The following is a 16755-nucleotide window of genomic DNA, read 5'->3' as shown; positions in this document are numbered from 1 at the left end:
ACAATGTTTTGCCGCTTTTGGTATTTCCCAGCGGCAAAAACGCCGTGTCACCATGACGCCACACTGAATCGCGTACAAGAGGCGTATATGAGTACGGCAACCCTGGCATCATCTTCCCTTCAACAGCGCATTTCCGATGCGGAATGGCAGGCGCGCGTTAAGCTGGCGCAGGCTTACCATCTGGCGGCGAAGCTGCGCTGGACCGACCATATCTACACCCACTTTTCGCTGCGCGTGCCGGGCGATCGGCCGCATTTTCTGATTAACGCTTACGGGCAGACTTTTGACGAGATCCAGCCGGAAACGCTGGTCAAGATCGATATCGACGGCAATATCATCGACGATCCCACCGGGCTGGGGATCAATCCGGCAGGCTTTGTGATCCACAGCGCCATCCACCGTGCCCGCCCGGATGCACACGCAGTCATGCATACGCATACGGCGGCAGGCATCGGTGTGTCGGCGCAAAAGCAGGGGCTGCTGATGATTTCGCAGCACAGCACGCGTTTTCACAACCGCGTCGGCTATCACGATTACGAAGGGATCGCGCTCGATCTCGACGAGCAGCAGCGCATCGTAGCGGATCTCGGCACCCTGAACACGTTGATCCTGCGCAACCATGGCCTGTTGACTGCGGGCGGCAGCATCGAAGAGGCGTTTTATAACCTCTACTACCTTGAGCGCGCCTGCCAGGCGCAGCTGGCTGCACAGTCGGGCGGCGCGGAGCTGATTATTCTGCCGGACGCGGTGTCAGAAAAGGCAGCGCAGGCGTTTGATAACAGCATCCGCAACAAAAAGTATCAGCTGCACTGGGATGCCTATATTCGCCAGCTCAACCGCAACGCGCTGTAAGGAGCGGCAATGAACAGACTCAAGGTATTTGCGGCGGCGCTGCTGCTGAGCGCCAGCACACTGGCGCAGGCGGCGCCCGATCTCAGCGAGGTAACGCTGGTGCTGGGCGATCAGGCGCGCAATCTGCGCTCGCTGGTAGAGGCATCCGGCGTGCTCAAGGATGCGCCTTATCATTATCGCTGGGCTAACTTTCAGGGCGCGGCGCCGCTGTTTGAAGCGCAGCGCGCCGGCGCGGTCGATACCTCTTACGCAGGCGATCTGCCGGTGCTGATGGCGGCATCCGGCGGCGTGCCGCTGAAAATCATCGCCACCAACGTCGGCGACGCGGGCGCAAATGGGCTGATCGTGCCCGCCGATTCGCCGGTGCGCAGCGTAAAGGAGCTGGCGGGCAAAGAGGTCGTGATATCGTCGGCGCGCGGCAGCATTTCACAGCATTTGCTCTATGAAGCGCTGGAAGAGGCGAAGGTACCACGCGACAGCGTGTCGGTGCGCTTTGTGCTGCCGACCGACGCCAGCGCCGCCTTTAATGCCGGGCAGATTGGCGCCTGGGCGACCTTCGATCCCTATCTCGGCATCGCCGAGCAGCATGGCGCGCGCCTGCTGCGCGACGGTACGGGGTTGACCACCGCACTCTCCTTCGTGACCGCTACCCGGCAGTCGCTGGACGATCCCGGCAAGCGTGCCGCGATCGCCGATTTTGTCCAGCGGCTGGCGAAAGCGCGCGCATGGGCGCTGACCCACAAGGCGGCCTACAACCAGGTTTATGCGCAGCTGACGCGCCTGCCGCCCGCCGATGCGGAGAAAATTACCGCGCGCATTTCGCACGGCATTCGCGCCGTGACGCCAGAGGATATTGCGAAAGTACAGAAGGTGTCGGATCTCTTCAGCGAGCTGAAGATTTTGCCGAACAGGGTAAACGTGGCGGCGATTACCGATCGGAGCCTGTTTCCAGAGTAAGCCGGAGAGGCCAGGCACCGATATGGCGCGTTTCGCCGGTAAGCGATGCTGCGACCAGCATGGCGTCAAGCCGCCATGCTGGCCCGGCTTACGCAGACAGGCGCCTCATCCCTGAGGTGCGCATAACACGCCAGCGCTCTGCGTTTCTGTGCTGGCTCTTCCGCCATACCTGCCGCCGTAACTGATATTACCGATCGTTATACAGCGTCTGGCGCAGCGCCAGCTCGACGCCGCGCAGCTCCGCCAGCCCTTTCAGACGGCCAATCGCCGAATAGCCCGGATTGGTGCGCTTGTGCAGATCGTCGAGCATCTGATGGCCGTGATCGGGACGCATCGGAATGGCGTCTTTCTCTCCCGCGCGCCGACGGCGCTGCTCCTCCGCCAGAATCACGCTGATCACGCCGACCATATCCACATCGCCCGCCAGATGCGCCGCCTCATGGAAACTGTTGGGATTGGCTTCGCGCTGCGTGGCGCGCAGGTGGATAAAATTGATGCGATCCGCGAACCGCGCCGCCATCTGCGTCAGATTGTTATCGGCGCGCACGCCGTAAGAGCCGGTGCAGAAACAGAAGCCGTTATGCAGGCTGTCCACCGTCTCCTTCAGCCACTGCATATCCTCCTCAGTGGAGATAATGCGCGGCAGGCCGAGAATAGGGCGCGGCGGATCGTCCGGATGCACCGCCAGCTTGATGCCAACCTCTTCGGCGACCGGCACGATGGCGCGCAAAAACGTCGCCATATGTTCACGCAGCTTCGCCTTGTCGATGCCGTCATACTGCGCCAGCTGGGCGCGGAACTGATCGAGCGTATAGCCCTCTTCTGCGCCCGGCAGACCGGCGATAATATTGCGTGTTAACAAGGCTTTCTCATCGTCGCTCATGGCGGCGAAGCAGCGCGCGGCGGTCTCTTGTTCCGCCGCTGAATAATCCTCTTGCGCGCCGGGACGCTGCAAAATATGGAGTTCGAAAGCGGCAAAGGCGTCCGCGTCAAAGCGCAGCGCTTTCGCGCCGTCCGGCAGCGTCCAGGCGAGATCGGTGCGCGTCCAGTCGAGCACCGGCATAAAGTTGTAGCAGACCGTCTCGATGCCGCAGGCCGCCAGGTTGCGGATCGACTGCTGGTAGCTGGCGATATAGCGCTGATAGTCGCCGCGCTGCGTCTTGATCGCCTCGTGTACCGGAATGCTCTCCACCACCGACCAGACCAGGTTCTTTTCAGCCAGCAGCGCCTGACGCGCTTTAATCTCCTCAACCGGCCAGACTTCGCCGTTCGGAATATGGTGCAAAGCGGTAACGATGCCGGTCGCGCCTGCCTGACGCGCATCGTCTAACGAAACCGGATCGTTGGGGCCGTACCAGCGCCATGTATGTTCCATTTTTACTCCTTAGCCGCAAATTTGGCCCAGTGGTCAGGCCGCTGGACCAAGAGTATGCTAGCCTGACGGGAAAGGCCGTGATCGCGATCGCAGCGCAGTGAATTGCGTCTGTCGGAAAGGGCGCGCGGCTTGTGCTACGCTGCACCGCTGCTGACAGGAGAAAAAACATGGCGCTGCCTGTGCTGAAAACGGAACGTCTTTATCGCCAGATCGCTAACGCGATAATGGAAAGTATCAAACGCGGCGAGTTCGCCCCAGGCGCGGCGCTGCCGCCGGAGCGCGAGCTGGCGAAGCAGCTGGGCGTCAGCCGCTCCTCGGTGCGCGAAGCGCTGATTGCGCTGGAGATGACCGGCTGGGTGGATATTCGCACCGGCAACGGCGTCTATGTGATGCAGCCGCTGCCGCAGGCCACTGGCCCCGTGGCGGAGGCAGATTTTAGCCTGGAGGATCTGTTACAGGCGCGTCTCGCTTTTGAAGGGATGCTGGCGGAGATGGCGGCGCGAAACGGCAGCCCGGCGCAGCGCGGCCAGCTGCGCGCGCTGGCCGATACGCTGCTGCGCTACAACGCCAACGACGCGCAGTTTCTCGATCAGGATAAACGCTTTCATCTGCTGATTAGCGAAATGAGCGGCAACGAGGTACTGCGCGACCTGATGGAGTATCTCTGGAACAAGCGCGACAGCGCGCGTTTCCGGCGGCTGGAGAGTCATTTTGCCGACAACGCCTTTACCCAGGAGATGAACCGCGACCACCAGCAGATCGCCGCCGCGATAGAGGCGGGCGATGCCGCCGCCGCGCGCGCCGCGATGGAGAGCCATCTGGCGCAGGTGCAGCAGCGGCTGTTGGGTTAGATTTTATGGCGCTTAGGGCGGCCCGCGCCGAGCATGATCGCCAGTCTGCTGCCGCCCGGCGTCGTTTCCATCAGGATTTTGGTAATGCTCGTCAGCGGCACGGAGAGCAGCATGCCGACCGGCCCCAGCAGCCAGCCCCAGAAAATCAGCGAAAGGAACACCACCAGCGTCGACAGCCCTAAGCCGCGCCCCATAACGCGCGGCTCCAGCATATTGCCGAACACCATATGAATGGCGATAAACAGCGCCGCCACCAGCATCGCGTCGTAAGGGCTGTTAAGCAGCAACGCCTGCAACACGGGCGGAATGCCGGCGATAATCGGGCCGATATTGGGAATGTAGTTGAGAATAAAAGCCACCACGCCCCACAGCAGCGCGAACTTAACATCAAGCAGAAACAGGCTGCCCCACACCGCTACGCCGGTAATCAGGCTGATCAGCGTCTTCAGCGCCAGATAGTGGGTTACGCCTTTCAACGCCCTGTGCAGCCCGGCGATGCGGATCTGCGGGTTGGTCAGGGCATTGCGCATCTTGTAGGGCAGGTGACGCACTTCAAACAGCATAAACACCACCGTCAGGATCAGCAGCACGAAATTGCTCATCATGCCGGAGAACTGCGTCAGCGCGACGGTGGCGAACGACATCAGCATATTGGGATCAAAACGCTGCACCAGCGTCGTGGTCGAGACGTGAATGCCGATGCCCGCCGCCAGATGCTGCACCACGCTCATCTTCCTCTCCATGGTGGTGCGCAGCTGTGGATAGATATCGGAGAATTCGCTTACCGAGCTGGCGAGCACCGCCACCAGCAGCAAAATAACGATAAATATCACCGTAATCACTACCGTGATCGCTAGCCCGCGCCGCCAGCCGCGCCGCATTAAAAAGGTGACGATAGGATTCAACACGATGGCGAAAAAGGCGGCCAGCAAAAAGGGCACCATAATTTCGGACGCGGCGCGGATCCCGGCGAGAATAATCACCAGCATCGCCAGCTTAATCAGAATGCTTTGTCCTATTTTTTCCTGCTGTTGTTCGCTCATTCCCTCTCCCGAAAAGCCAGACCGCAGAGAGTAGTGTAGCTGAACGGCAATTAAACGCCTGATTCTGTTATGAAAGCGTAACGATAATCAGACTTTTTTACTGCGCTGCAGCAGCGCCGTCGCGCCCAGCATCAGCGCCAGCGTGGCGACCAGCGTCAACGTCGCCATCGCCATGCCTTGTCCCACCGAGCCTTGTTCGAACTGACGCCAGATAAACAGGGCGACGGTCTGCACGCCGGCGGGTGCCAGCAGCAGCGAGGTCACCAGCTCGCGGGAGGCGACGGCGAACACCATCATCATCGCCGCCAGCAAACTGGGCGACACCAGCGGGAAGACCACCAGACGCAGCGCCTGAAGGCGCGACGCACCGTGTACGCGCGCCGCTGGCTCCAGCGTCGGCGCGAGCTGACGCAGCGCGCTGCTGACGTAGCGCACCGGCCAGGGCAGCAGCAGACAGCAGTAGGAGAGCAGCAGGATGGCTGGCGTGTTGTAGGGCGAGACCGGCCAGAAGCTGCGGTTCCACAGCAGGATCAGGCCGACGCCGATGACCACGCCAGGGATCGCCGCAGGCAGCAGCGCCAGACCATCCAGCAGCGCCAGCGCGCGGCTCTTGCCCTCCGCCACGCGCCACGCCACCAGAAAACCCAGCGCGCCGGTCAGCAGCGCCGCGCCTAACGCCAGCCCGATGCTGGTAGAAAAGGCGCTCAGCGCATCGCCCTGCTGCGAAAAGAGCGCGGCGAAGTGGCGCAGCGTCAGATTCGCGCCGCGGAGGCCGCCCGACAGGGTATCGAGCAGGCCGCTCAGCGTCATCGAGCAGAGCGGCAGCGCAACGGCGACCAGCGCCGTAAGCGCAAACAGTAGCACTATTGGCAAGGTCCAGACGCCTGCGCTGACCGCTTCGCTGGCCGCGGGCTTGCCGCCAATAGTGGCGACATCCTGCGCGGCGGTCAGATGGCGCTGAGCAAACCAGGCGGCCAGCGCGACCAGGCTCAACAGCAGCGACAGCATGGCCGCGCCGGGTAAATCGATCGGCCAGTCCGACAGCTTCTGCTCAATACCGACCGTCATCAGGGTGAGGCCAGCGCGGGCGCCGAGCGCCGCCGGCACGCCATATTCATCAATCGCCAGCGTGAAAGCGAGCAGCGCGCTGCCCGCCAGCGCAGGCAGCAGCAGGGGCAGCGTAACGTGCCAGAAGGCGCGCCATGCCGACGCGCCGTGCACGCGCGCCACCAGCGCCAGCCGCTGCCCGCTCGCCATCAGCGCGCGCGATACGGCGAAATAGACCACCGGAAAGATATTGATCGTCATCACCAGGGTGATGCCGCTGGCGCTGAACAGCAGGCTCTCCAGATCGAGGCCGGTAAGCTGTTGCACATAGCCGTTGCGCTGCAGCGCCAGCGTCCAGTTCAGCGCCGCGATATAGGGCGGCGTAAGAAAGGGCACCAGAAACAGCAGATCCCACAGCGCGCTGCCGGGCAGGCGAAACAGGCCGCGCAGCACGCCGAGCGGCAACCCGATAATCAGGCTGCACAGCACCACGCCCAGACCCACTTTCAGCGTACCGAATCCCATCGGGAGCAGCGCGTCGTCGGTTAACAGGCGCGGCAGTGCGCTGAATGCGCCCTGCCAGCTTCCGGCACCCAGCTGCGGAAATATCGCCTGCAGCACAATAAACAGCAGCGGCAGCGCCACCAGTATGCCGAGCGCCAGCAGGATCAGGCTGTTCAGGACGCGCGACATCTTACTGTCCGAACAGCGTCGCGAAGCGCTTCAGAATCGACGCGCGGTCGGCGTTGCTCTCCTGCGGCATCGGCAGCAGTCGGATCTCGGTAATCAGCGGCCGCTGCGCCTTGATATCGGTGCGCGCGGGCATCAGCCAGGCGTTCGCCACCTGCTGCTGACCTTCATCAGAAAGCACGTAGTCGACGAATTTCTTCGCGTCGTCAGCGTGCTGACTGCTTTTCAGGATCATCATCGGACGCGGCGCGACCACGGTGCCGCTTTCCGGGAAGATCACCTTCACCGCTTCGCCCTGGGCGATATTGTTGTAGGTGACATAGTCCACCGCGCCGAATACTGCCGCCTTCGCGCCCTGCAGCACCGGCGTGACCGCCTGCGCGTTCGGTCCGCTGACCACCATGCCGTTCTGTTTCAGCTGCTGGAACAGCGTCCAGGCTTTTTCGCCTTCGCTGTTTTGCAGACCAGCCAGCAGATCGAGCGATGCGCCGGAGAGCGCCGGATCCGGCGTGGTGACCTTATCTTTGAACGCCGGGCCGGTGAGGTCCTGCCAGTTTTTCGGCTCCGGCGTGCCGCTTTTGGTATTCCATACGATGCCCAGCGCGGAGATGCCCTGTGCCACATAGTCGGCGGTTTTAAAGGCGTCTGGCACCTTTGCGGCGTTGGGACTTTGATAGGGCTGTAGCCAGCCGCGCTGTTGCAGATCTTCGGCGATATCCCATGAGGCGGAAATCAATACGTCGGCCTGCGGGCTGGCCTGCTCGGCCTCCAGTCGCGCCATGACCTTGCCGGTCGTGGCCTGAAAGATATTCACTTTAATACCGGTCTGTTTTTCGAATCCAGCCGCCAGGCTTTTCGCCAGCGAGCCGGGGCCAGCGGTGTACACCGTCAGCGCATGGGCGTCACTCATCATTGCGACAGAGGTCAGCAGCATCGTTAACATCGCTCCTGTTTTAACGGGCTTGAGAAAAGACATAGGGTTCCCCTGAGGATTGGGTAATGGACACAATCTGGCCCTGCGCCAGATGAAGGGTGCGATCGGCGATAATCTCCGCTTCGTCGCGGTCGTGGGTTACGTAGACGGCAGTGGTGCCGGACTGGCGCAGCAGCGCCTTCATGCTGTGCACCAGTGTTTCTCGCAGGTCGCGGTCGAGGTTGGAAAGCGGTTCGTCAAACAGCAGAATGGCCGGTTCGGCCACCAGCGCACGCGCCAGCGCCACGCGCTGCTGCTGCCCGCCGGAGAGCGCAGCAGGCTTACGCGCCGCGAAACCGTCAAGACCGACGCGCGCCAGCATGGCGCGGGCCTGCTCTTCGCGCGACTTTTTCCTCACGCCGCGCATGCGCAGCGGAAAGGCGACGTTTTCACCAACGCTCATATGCGGCCAGAGCGCATAATCCTGAAAGACCATGCCGAGCTGGCGTGCGTCGGGCGGCAGCGAATGGCGGGCGCTGGCGACGCAGCGATCGCCAATCCAGATTTCGCCGCTTTCCGGCTGGTTCAGGCCAGCCAGCAGTTTCAGCAGGGTGCTTTTGCCGCAGCCGGACGGACCGAGCAGGGCCAGGGTTTCGCCCGCGGCGATATCAAACGACAGGTTGTGCAGGACCGGCTGGCGACTGATGGACCAGCTGACCGCTTTTACAGAGACAGGCAGGGAAGCGCGCGTCATCGACCACCTCCGCGAAGGCACGCGGGCTGGACGAAGAACAGGCGCGCCTGAAAACTCAGGAGCGTCATCAGATTGTTATCCTCTTTGGGACTTATGGCGCGAGTGTAGGCGGCGATTATGACGACCCGATGACTAAAACCGCCTCCCAGGCGCGGCGGCGGCTCGAAATATTCCGCTGATGGTGGCAAGCTGTAGATAAAACTCAGTCAACCACGAGCGCACTTTGTCATGCCAGATCAACCCGCAGCGGAACCTGCTCATAAGGGCGTCGGATTAACCCTTCTGATTATCTCGATCGTGATCTACAACTTCGCCAGCTATCTCACCATCGGCCTGCAGCTGGCGGTGCTGCCAGGCATGGTGCATGACCAGCTCGGCTACAGCGCTTTCTGGGCGGGGGTGGTGATCAGCCTGCAGTACCTGGCGACGCTGCTGAGTCGTCCCCATGCCGGGCGCTACGCCGATATCTGGGGGCCTAAGCGCGTAGTGGTGCTGGGGCTGGTGGGCGTGTTGCTCAGCGGGGTCTGCTATCTGCTGGCGACCTGGCTTGCGGCATCGCCGATCGCCAGCCTGGCGCTGCTTTGCATCGGGCGCGTCATTCTTGGCATCGGGCAGAGCTTTACCGGCACCGGCACCTCGCTGTGGGGCGTCGCCCGCGTCGGCTCGCTGCATATCGGCCGCGTTATCTCATGGAACGGCATCTGCACCTACGGCGCGATGGCGCTGGGCGCGCCGCTTGGCGTCATCATCTATCGTCACGGCGGTCTGCTGCTGCTCTCCGCGGTGATTATCGCCATCTGCGCGCTGGCGATAGCGCTGGCGCTGCCGCGCCCGGCAGTGAAGGGCAGCCGCGCGCGTCCGCTGCCGTTCCGCGACGTGCTCGGCAAGATTTACGGCTTCGGTCTGATTCTGGCGATGGGATCGGCGGGATTTGGCGTGATCGCCACCTTTATTACCCTGTTTTATCAGGCGAAAGGGTGGGACGGTGCGGCTTTCGCGCTGACGCTGTTCAGCGCGGCCTTTGTCGGCACGCGCCTGCTGTTCCCCAACGCGATCAACCGTCTCGGCGGGCTGCGCGTCGCCAGCGCCTGTCTGGCGGTGGAAGCGGTCGGTCTGTTTCTGGTGGCGGGCGCATTCGATCCCTGGATGGCGAAAACCGGCGCGCTACTGACCGGCGCCGGTTTTTCGCTGGTCTTTCCGGCGCTCGGTGTGGTCGCAGTGAAAGCGGTGCCGCAGGCGAATCAGGGCAGCGCGCTGGCGACCTATACCGCCTTTATGGATTTAGCGCTGGGGATTACCGGGCCGGTAGCGGGATTTATTATGAGTTTTGCCGGGGTGCCGCTGGTCTATCTGCTGACGGGGCTGCTGGTTTGTCTGGGACTGTTCTGCACGCTGCGGCTAACCCGACGGCTGCCAGAGACATCAGCAGAAGTGAAAGAGAATTAAAAAAACGGCCTCCGACCGAGGCCAAAATGTGTCCAGGACACAGATAAGGGTAGGGCGACGCGGCGGGCTACTGGCCCGCCGCATGACAGTCAGGCCTGCAGTAGTTCAATACTGTGGCGAATCTGGCGCTCAATTTCAGCAGGCGTCCAGCTGTTAAGTTCAGACGAGAACGGCTCGAAGGCGTAGATGCCCTTGTAGCCAAGCATCTCCAGCCGTTTCACCTGCGCCACGCTGTTCAGCACGTCGCGGTCGCTCAGCATAATGCGCTCTTCGTCGGTGAGTTCTGCGGTGGGGCGCGTATCTTCCACGCCGGAGAGATGCACCAGGCCGATCATGTTGACATCGATTTCTGCCGGAAACTCCTGTTCGGCGTTCTCATACAGATGATGATGGAAGGTGTCGATGACCAGCTTAAAGGGCGCCTGGGCGTCGCGGATAAGCTGCTGCGCCTGCACCGCCGAGCGCAGAGAGCTGACCGGGAAGCCCAGCGGCTCTACCAGTCCCTGGACGCCATGCTGCGCAAAGCGCGGCGCAAGCGTGCGAAGCGCCGCCAGCGTGTCGTCCGGCGCAATGTTGACGCCTTCGTTCAGCGGGCACATTACCAGCGCTTTCGCGCCGATCGCCTGCGCGTCCTGCAGCAGCGCGTCGGTTTTCGCCAGCAACGCCTCATCCACGCGGTTGAATGGATAAATCGCGTTAATGGTGACCACTTCGATGTTGTACTTCGTTAACAGGGCGCGCGTCTGCTCATAAGTCAGATCGTCGCACACCTTGCCGCTCGGCATGTCGTTACGCAGTTCAACTTTATTCAGGCCCAGGCGTTGAACCAGCTGGAAAAACGCTTCTAAAGAAAGGGTCGGCGCAATTTTACGGTTAATACAGAAACGGGTCGGGTCGATGGCCATGCTGCAGCTCCTGTAGTGATGCAAGAGGAAAGATAAATAGGCTGGGGCCAAAGAAAACATTTATTTCATAAATAGTGAATTATGAAATTTAAAGGTTGAGATCTGCCTCTCAATAATTTCATTTTTCGCCGTTGTCGCGCCGGTTTAGCGCGCCCGGGCTGACAAAAAACCTGCTGTTCAGGGCAGCTTAATCCGGGCGCTGCGCCCTGTCAGCGCGCGGTTTTCGGCTTCGGTCGCGAAAATGCGATCCATGCCGCTAAAAGGGAATTTCTCAAAAAGTTTTATTTGAAAAATTTATTTCACTGTAATAGCTTCTTAGCATGCTTTCGGTTTTGCCTGGTCAGACGGCGTGGCGTCACGCTAAGGCTCTGCAGGGAACTCACACATCTTAAGAGGCTATGAAATGAATATCACAGGAAACTTCATTGGCGGTCAGATTACCTACAGCGCCAGCAACGAAACCATCCCTGTTTATGACCCGGCGACCGGCAAAGTGGTGCGCGAGCTAACGCAGAGCACCGGCGCAGAAGTCGCCGAAGCGATTAAAGTGGCGCATGACGCCTTCCCCGCCTGGTCGAAAACTTCGCCGCTGCGCCGCGCGCGCGTTTTGTTTAACTTCAAGGCGCTGATGGAGCAGCACCGCGACGAACTGGCCGAACTGATCGTCTCTGAACATGGCAAAGTGTGGTCGGATGCACAGGGCGAGCTGACGCGCGGGCTGGAAGTGGTTGAGTTTGCCTGCGGCATCCCGCATCTGATTAAAGGCGAATATTCGGCAAACGTAGGCACAGGCGTCGACAGCTACTCGCTGATGCAGCCGGTGGGAGTGGTTGCGGGCATTACGCCGTTTAACTTCCCGGCGATGGTGCCGCTGTGGATGTTCCCGATCGCGCTGGCCTGCGGCAACACCTTTGTGCTCAAGCCGCCTGCGCTCGACCCTTCCGCAGCGGTGCGTATGGCGGAGCTGCTGAAAGAAGCAGGTCTGCCGGACGGCGTGTTTAACGTGGTGCACTCTTCTAACGAAGATGCCGAGCAGCTCTATAAAGATCCGCGCATCGCGGCGGTGAGCTTCGTCGGCTCTTCCGGCGTCGCCGAGCACATTTACAAAACCGCCAGCGCCCATGGCAAACGCGTGCAGGCGTTCGGCGCGGCGAAGAACCACGCTATCGTCATGCCGGACGCCGATCTCGACGCGACGGTGAACGCTATTATGGGCGGCGCATTCGGCTCCGCCGGCGAACGCTGCATGGCGCTGCCGGTCGTGGTCGCGGTCGGCGACGATACTGCTGACAAGCTGATTGCCCGCCTGACGCCGCTGATCAAAGCGCTGCGCGTCGGACCTGGCATCAAGCAGGGCGCAGATGAGAATGAGATGGGGCCGGTTGTCTCCGCCGCGCATCAGAAAAAAGTGCTGGGCTATATCGATAAAGGCGAGCAGGAAGGAGCGAAGCTGGTGGTTGACGGCCGCAACTTCCAGGTGCCGGGCCACGCTGAAGGCTACTACGTTGGCGGCACGCTGTTCGATAACGTGACGTCAGATATGACTATCTGGCGCGAAGAGATTTTCGGGCCGGTGCTGAGCATTATGCGTGCGCCAGACTACGCCAGCGCGTTGCAGTTAGTGAACAGCCATGAGTTCGGTAACGGCAGCGCCATTTTCACCAGCAACGGCAACACGGCGCGCGAGTTCGTGCAGAACGTGGAAGCGGGCATGGTCGGCGTCAACGTACCGGTGCCGGTGCCGATGGCGTTCCACAGCTTCGGTGGCTGGAAACGTTCAGTGTTCGGCGCGCTTAACGTGCACGGGCCGGACGGCGTACGTTTCTACACCCGCATGAAGACCGCTACGGCGCGCTGGCCGAGCGGCCAGCAGACGGTATCGGAATTCAGCATGCCGACGCTGAGCTAATAAGCACACAACGTCATAATAACAGCTACAGGCCAGCGGCAACGCGCCTGTAGCTTCTTGTTTTCACGTTAAAAAGGAGAGTGGGAATGTCTTTTCTTGCAAAAGCGCAGCAGCCGGACGCCAGCGGTCGTATCCAGCACGTGACGCCGGAAAGCGCAGGCTGGCGCTATGTCGGCTTTGACGCCTACCTGCTGAAAAAGGGCGACACTCTGCGACTGAGCAGCGGCGACAAAGAGCTTTGTCTGGTGCTGGTAGCGGGACTCGCTTCGGTAAAAACGCGCCACGCAGACTTCCCTGGCATCGGCAAGCGTATGTCGCCGTTTGAGCGCGTTCCGCCTTATTCTGTTTATGTGCCGCATAACGATGAAGTGGAGATCGTCGCTGACAGCGATCTAGAACTGGCGGTCTGCAACGCGCCCAGCCAGGGTAATTTGCCGGCGCGTCTGATCGCACCAGCGGACGTCGGCGTCGAACACCGCGGCAAAGGGCGCAATAAGCGTCTGGTGCATAATATTCTGCCGGACGATAAGCCAGCCGATAGCCTGCTGGTGGTAGAGGTCTACACCGACGAGGGCGATACCAGCTCCTATCCCAGCCACAAGCACGATCAAGAGAGCGAAAACGAAACCTATCTGGAAGAGACCTACTATCACCGTTTCGATCCTGAGCAGGGGTTCGCTATGCAGCGCGTCTACACTGACGACCGCTCGCTTGATGCCTGTATGGCGCCTTATAACCGCGACGTCGTGACGGTGCCGCGCGGCTACCATCCGGTGGCGACGATTGCCGGTTATAACAACTACTATCTGAACGTGATGGCGGGGCCGGTGCGGCTGTGGAAATTTACCTGGGAGAAAGATCACGCCTGGGTTAACAGCGATAATTATCCGCGCGGCTAGCAGAAGCGGCGTTCATAAAAGAAAAGGGCAACCGCAGGGTTGCCCTTTTTATTGTCAAAACCCGTAATCAGGCGCTGGCATTATTTAACGCCAGCGATACCGCCAGCGTTTGCGCCAGACAGAGCGAAGCGACCTGCGAGCGGAAGCCATCCACCTGCGCTTCACGCACTACAAAACAGACGTCGCTGAAGGCCGCCAGCGGGCTCACCTGGCTATCTGTAATAGCGATCTGATGCGCGCCGCGCTTCGCACCCATCTCTACCAGCTCTACCGCTTCGCGCGCATAAGGAGAGTAGCTGATGGCGATAACGACATCTTTCGGGTTTACCAGGCTGAGCTGTTCGGTGAACATGCCGCCCAGGCCGTCGATCAGGAAAGCGCGGCGCTCAAGATGGCGCAGCGCATAGACCAGATAGGAAGCGACGCTGAACGAGCGGCGCAGGCCGATTACATAGATATTCTCAGCGTCATTCAGCAACTGCACCGCTTTGTTAAGCTGGTCGGGATTGATCTGCATCGCCAGCTGTTGCAGCGCCTGGCTATTGACCATGGTAAAAACGTTGAGGATTTCTACCGGGCTTTCCGGCGAAGTCGCAGCGTCGTCGGTGGCGGTCTGACGGAACAGGCGCGCGCGCTCGGTATAGTTAACCGTCTCTTCCATCAGGTGCTGACGAAAAACCTGTTTCATTTCGTTGAAGCCGCTGAAACCGAACGCGTTAGCGAAGCGAATAAGCGTTGATGGCGGGACGTCAGCCTGAGCGGCAATAGAAGCCACGGTATCAAAGGCGATGCTGTTGCTGTTATCAAGAATATAACGAGCCACCTGCTTCAGTCGCTTGCTCAGCGTTTCGTAGCGTCGACGAATATCATCCTGTAACAGGGAGAGTTGGGTAGGATTGTTGGTCATTACTTCGGCCCGTTAAAAAAGAAATATGGCTGGATAATGAGCGCTATAGTACCAGATGAATGGAAAATTTCATTTGTTTGCGCCCGATGCGGGCTTTATTTCATGGGTTTATGAATTGCCTCACATAATGCGGGGAATGTGGCGGGAATGGCGATGAAAACCCAGAAATAAAGCGGAGTTGAGGATCCTGCGCGCCGTCAGGCGGCGCAGGATCGCACAGGGAAGGCCCTTACAGCCCGGCGTTTTCGCGAATATATTTGCGCGCTTTCACCGCATATTCAAACGGGTTAGCCAGCGCCGGGTCCTGCTCCGCTTCCACCACCATCCAGCCTTTATAGCCGTAATCATCCAGGATCTTAAACACTGGCCTGAAGTCGATAACGCCGTCGCCCGGCACGGTGAAGGTGCCTTTCTTCACGCCGTCGAGGAAACAGAGATGATTGTCACGCACCTCTGCGACCACCTCATCGCGCACATCTTTCAGATGCACATGGAAAATACGCGGCAGATATTTTTGCAGCACGTCGAGCATCGCCTGCTGTGAGCCTTCGGAATAGTAGATATGGCCGGTGTCGTAGAGCAATCCGACAGTATCATTGGTCAGCGCCATAAAGCGGTCGATCTCTTCCACGGTCTGAATGCCGGTGCCCATATGATGGTGCAGCGTTACGCGCATCCCTTTCGCAGCGGCGATCTCCGCCAGTTCGTTGTAGCCTTCGGCCGTCAGGCGCCACTCTTCGTCGGTGAAAATCGGCTTTTGCTCCAGCACCGGCAGCGTGGTGCCCTGGATGCTTTTGCTCTGCTCAGAGCAGCCAATCACGCGCGCGCCCATGGCGTGCAGAAAGTTCATATGATTGACGAATTCATCGATGGTTTTCGCCTTGTCACCGTTGGCGAAGAAGGTGCTGAACCAGGCGTTGCAAATCTCAATGCCGCGAATATCGAGCATCGGCTTCAGCACCGCCGGATCGCGCGGGTATTTGCTGCCAACTTCGCTGCCGGTAAAGCCCGCCAGCGCCATTTCGCTCACCGTCTGCTGAAAGGTGTTCTCTTTGCCCAGCTCCGGCATGTCGTCGTTGGTCCAGCCAATCGGCGCGATAGCCAGTTTTACGTTCTCTTTGTTCATCTGTTTAGTCCTGACAGGTCGGGGCGGCCGCAGCCGCCCGCAAGGAGAGGAAAACGCTTATTTCTTGTCGTAGAAAGCCGGACGCGGCGGCATTTCAACCGGCTCAATGGCGCCGCTCTGTTGCGCCTTCAGGCAGGCATCGGCGGCCACTGAGGCGGCGAAGCCGTCCCAGGCGGACGGGCCGGTAAGCTGGCCCGCTTTCACGTCGTTGATAAAGGCCTGCAGTTCGACGTCATACGCTTCGATAAAGCGATCTTTCCAGTCGGTCAGGATAGTGGTAGAGAGTTTGGCTTCGCTGCGCAGCTGCACCGAGGCGGGCTCCGGCAGTCTGGCGATGCCGGTTTCACCAACGACTTCACACTGGATATCGTAACCGTAGGCACAGTTAACGAAGATCTCGACGTCGATGCGCACCCCTTTCTGGGTTTCAAACAGCACGATCTGCGGATCTTTCAGGCGCGCATGCGATTTTGAGGTCACGCGCGGGAAGACCACCTGTACGCTTTTATAGTCGTCGTTGGTCAGCCAGCGCAGCACGTCCAGCTCGTGGATCAGCGTATTGGTGATCGCCATATCAGTGGTATAGCTCTCCGGCACGGCCGGGTTGCGGTGCGCGCAGTGCAGCATCAGCGGTTCGCCGATGCCGCCTTCGGTAATCACTTTTTTCAGCGCGCGGTAGCCCGCATCGTAAGGGCGCATAAAGCCGACCTGCACCAGGCGCTTGCCGTGTTTGATCTCCGCATCCACCACGCGGCGACAGCCTTCAGCGCTCAGCGCCAGCGGCTTTTCGCAGAACACCGGTTTGCCAGCGGCGATGGCCGCCAGCGTAAACTCTTCATGCGTCGGGTCCCAGGAGGTCACCAGAATCGCATCCACTTCCGGCGACTGGATGACCTGATGGCCGTCTGCGTAGACTTCCGCTTCAATATTCAGTCGCTGCAGCGCAGCGCGCGCGCCGTCGACGTTAATATCCGACACCGCCACTACTTTTGCCCCCTGCAGGACATTGTTGCAGCGACGAATGTGTTCCTGGCCGATTGCGCCAGCACCGATAACGCCTAGTTTCAAAGTCATAATTACA

Annotated in this window: 15 protein-coding genes; 6 read left to right on the top strand and 9 right to left on the bottom strand. The window is 60.3% G+C overall.

Annotation, left to right across the window (positions count from 1 at the left end; all coding sequences use genetic code 11):
- Positions 1 to 87 precede the first annotated feature (87 nt).
- Both EKL29_RS12370 and EKL29_RS12365 read left to right on the top strand, forming a co-directional pair.
- On the top strand, positions 88 to 852 hold the full coding sequence (locus tag EKL29_RS12370; RefSeq protein ID WP_126689832.1) for a class II aldolase/adducin family protein: 765 nt from the start codon (positions 88 to 90) through the stop codon (positions 850 to 852).
- Positions 853 to 861: 9 nt separating this feature from the next.
- Complete coding sequence (locus EKL29_RS12365; protein ID WP_126689831.1) at positions 862 to 1809, top strand: ABC transporter substrate-binding protein; 948 nt, start codon at positions 862 to 864, stop codon at positions 1807 to 1809.
- Between the two features lie 187 nt (positions 1810 to 1996).
- Here EKL29_RS12365 and uxuA read toward each other — a convergent pair whose 3' ends face one another.
- A complete protein-coding gene (uxuA, locus tag EKL29_RS12360) occupies positions 1997 to 3184 on the bottom strand; it encodes a mannonate dehydratase (RefSeq protein WP_120457151.1) in 1188 nt (395 codons plus the stop codon).
- A gap of 167 nt (positions 3185 to 3351) precedes the next feature.
- Here uxuA and EKL29_RS12355 point away from each other — a divergent pair, with 167 nt between their 5' ends.
- Positions 3352 to 4035, top strand: coding sequence for a FadR/GntR family transcriptional regulator (locus EKL29_RS12355; protein WP_126689830.1), 684 nt, complete (start codon positions 3352 to 3354; stop codon positions 4033 to 4035).
- On the opposite strand, the gene EKL29_RS12350 is transcribed toward EKL29_RS12355, so the two are convergent.
- The 4 genes from EKL29_RS12350 to EKL29_RS12335 form a co-directional block, all read right to left on the bottom strand.
- Entirely contained in the window at positions 4032 to 5078 is a 1047-nt protein-coding gene (locus EKL29_RS12350) for an AI-2E family transporter (RefSeq protein ID WP_126689829.1), read from the bottom strand. The genes EKL29_RS12355 and EKL29_RS12350 overlap by 4 nt on opposite strands.
- 87 nt (positions 5079 to 5165) lie before the next feature.
- The gene (locus EKL29_RS12345) at positions 5166 to 6818 is read right to left on the bottom strand and encodes an iron ABC transporter permease (protein ID WP_126689828.1); all 1653 of its coding nucleotides are present in this window, start codon (positions 6816 to 6818) and stop codon (positions 5166 to 5168) included.
- Position 6819: 1 nt separating this feature from the next.
- Positions 6820 to 7791, bottom strand: coding sequence for an ABC transporter substrate-binding protein (locus EKL29_RS12340; protein ID WP_179256430.1), 972 nt, complete (start codon positions 7789 to 7791; stop codon positions 6820 to 6822).
- Positions 7769 to 8482, bottom strand: a complete 714-nt coding sequence (locus tag EKL29_RS12335; protein WP_126689827.1) for an ABC transporter ATP-binding protein — start codon at positions 8480 to 8482, stop codon at positions 7769 to 7771. Before EKL29_RS12335 ends, EKL29_RS12340 begins: the two co-directional genes overlap by 23 nt.
- 228 nt (positions 8483 to 8710) lie before the next feature.
- On the opposite strand from EKL29_RS12335, the gene EKL29_RS12330 reads away from it, so the two are divergent.
- Positions 8711 to 9928 carry an MFS transporter gene (locus tag EKL29_RS12330; protein WP_120457160.1) on the top strand — a complete coding sequence of 406 codons (1218 nt, stop codon included), beginning with the start codon at positions 8711 to 8713 and terminating at the stop codon, positions 9926 to 9928.
- Positions 9929 to 10017: 89 nt separating this feature from the next.
- Here EKL29_RS12330 and EKL29_RS12325 read toward each other — a convergent pair whose 3' ends face one another.
- Positions 10018 to 10833 carry a TIM barrel protein gene (locus EKL29_RS12325; RefSeq protein WP_120457162.1) on the bottom strand — a complete coding sequence of 272 codons (816 nt, stop codon included), beginning with the start codon at positions 10831 to 10833 and terminating at the stop codon, positions 10018 to 10020.
- A 403-nt stretch (positions 10834 to 11236) separates the two neighbouring features.
- On the opposite strand from EKL29_RS12325, the gene EKL29_RS12320 reads away from it, so the two are divergent.
- Positions 11237 to 12742, top strand: a complete 1506-nt coding sequence (locus tag EKL29_RS12320) for a CoA-acylating methylmalonate-semialdehyde dehydrogenase (protein WP_120457164.1) — start codon at positions 11237 to 11239, stop codon at positions 12740 to 12742.
- 86 nt (positions 12743 to 12828) lie between these two features.
- Positions 12829 to 13641, top strand: a complete 813-nt coding sequence (iolB, locus tag EKL29_RS12315; RefSeq protein WP_120457165.1) for a 5-deoxy-glucuronate isomerase — start codon at positions 12829 to 12831, stop codon at positions 13639 to 13641.
- Positions 13642 to 13708: 67 nt separating this feature from the next.
- Here the strand turns inward: iolB and EKL29_RS12310 are convergent, their stop codons facing one another.
- The 3 genes from EKL29_RS12310 to EKL29_RS12300 form a co-directional block, all read right to left on the bottom strand.
- A complete protein-coding gene (locus EKL29_RS12310; RefSeq protein ID WP_120457167.1) occupies positions 13709 to 14548 on the bottom strand; it encodes a MurR/RpiR family transcriptional regulator in 840 nt (279 codons plus the stop codon).
- Positions 14549 to 14777: 229 nt separating this feature from the next.
- Positions 14778 to 15674, bottom strand: a complete 897-nt coding sequence (iolE, locus tag EKL29_RS12305; protein WP_120457169.1) for a myo-inosose-2 dehydratase — start codon at positions 15672 to 15674, stop codon at positions 14778 to 14780.
- A 57-nt stretch (positions 15675 to 15731) separates the two neighbouring features.
- Positions 15732 to 16748 carry a Gfo/Idh/MocA family oxidoreductase gene (locus EKL29_RS12300; protein WP_120457171.1) on the bottom strand — a complete coding sequence of 339 codons (1017 nt, stop codon included), beginning with the start codon at positions 16746 to 16748 and terminating at the stop codon, positions 15732 to 15734.
- Between the last annotated feature and the right edge of the window lie 7 nt (positions 16749 to 16755).

It is taken from the genome of Pantoea sp. YU22, assembly GCF_003970755.1.
In the GTDB taxonomy this organism is placed as follows: Bacteria; Pseudomonadota; Gammaproteobacteria; order Enterobacterales; family Enterobacteriaceae; genus Pantoea; species Pantoea piersonii.
Note: the sequence above shows the minus strand (reverse complement) of the source record. Positions and strands in the feature narration are given on the sequence as shown.